Here is a 1,233-nt window from a genome sequence, read left to right as displayed (position 1 = left end):
CTTGGGCTCAACCGGTCAACGCATCACCGCGTGGATGATCATGTCGGCGTGGAGGGTTCGATGCGGGACTACGGGATGTCACCTGCTGGTCAGGACGAGTTGTGGAGACGGTGGCGGGCGGGTGAGTCGCTCAGTTCGATGTCGCGGTCACTCTGTATTCCGCTGCAGCACGTGCGCCGGTTCCTGGCCCAGACCGGAGGAGTTCGACAGCGGCCCCGAGTTCGGCAGGGCCGGCATCTGACACTCACCGAGCGCGAGGAGATCTCGCGAGGCCTGGCCACGGGCTGCTCAGCGCGAACGATCGCGGTGTCGCTGGGGCGCTCGCCCTCGACGATCTCACGCGAGATCGCCCGCAACGGCGGCCACGCCACCTACCGGGCCGCGGCCGCTGACCAGCTGGCCTATCAGCGAGCGCGGCGACCGAAACCAGCCAAGCTCGCCGCCTGCCCGCACTTGCGGGCACTCGTGGAGGACAAGCTCAAATCTCTGTGGTCGCCAGAGCAGATCGCCGGGTGGCTGCGTCGGCACTTCCCCGACGACCCGGAGATGCAGGTCTCGCACGAAGCGATCTATCTGGCACTGTTCGACCCGCGACGCAAGGCGATCGATCGCACCTTGACGCAGCGGTTGCGCACCGGGCGCCCGATGCGAAGCCCGAAACGGGCCCGCAAACCTGATGGACGAGGCGTGATCCGGGAACTCGTGCCGATCAGCGAGCGCCCGGCCGAGGTCGAAACCCGCCAAGTCGCCGGCCACTGGGAAGGTGACCTGGTGATGGGCTCGCGGCCGTCGGCGATCGCCACGCTGGTGGAGCGGACCAGCCGGTTCACGGTCCTGCTGGCATTGCCCGACGGCATCAAAGCCGAGCAGGTCACACCGCACCTGACACGCTTCCTGCTCGGGTTGCCCGCGCCGATGCGACGCACCCTGACCTGGGACCGCGGCCGCGAGATCGCCGGCCACCAGGCGATCACGGCGGCGACGCGGACACCGATCTACCTCTGCAAACCCCGCAGCCCCTGGCAACGCGGCACCAACGAGAACACCAACCGACTGCTGCGCCAATACCTACCCAAGAGCGCCGACCTGCGTCGATTCGACCAGGCCGACCTCGACGCCATCGCCTGCGAGCTCAACCACCGGCCCCGCAGGATCCACGGATACCGCAGTCCTGCCGAGGTTTACGCTGAACATCTGAGCAGCGGTGATGCGCTGACCCTTTGAGATCGCCAT

Annotated in this window: 1 protein-coding gene; it reads left to right on the top strand. The window is 67.6% G+C overall.

Translation table 11 applies throughout. The features are described 5' to 3' along the window. The first annotated feature begins 60 nt into the window (after positions 1–60). Complete coding sequence (locus AB0H42_RS35735; protein ID WP_063127422.1) at positions 61–1,224, top strand: IS30 family transposase; 1,164 nt, start codon at positions 61–63, stop codon at positions 1,222–1,224. Positions 1,225–1,233 lie beyond the last annotated feature (9 nt).

It is taken from the genome of Nocardia sp. NPDC050799, assembly GCF_040654015.1.
In the GTDB taxonomy this organism is placed as follows: Bacteria; Actinomycetota; Actinomycetes; order Mycobacteriales; family Mycobacteriaceae; genus Nocardia.
Note: the sequence above shows the minus strand (reverse complement) of the source record. Positions and strands in the feature narration are given on the sequence as shown.

Excerpts from the sequence above, each read along its gene's own strand:
- AB0H42_RS35735 (WP_063127422.1), top strand. The coding sequence starts at position 61 with ATGCGGGACTACGGGATGTCACCTGCTGGTCAGGACGAGTTGTGGAGA.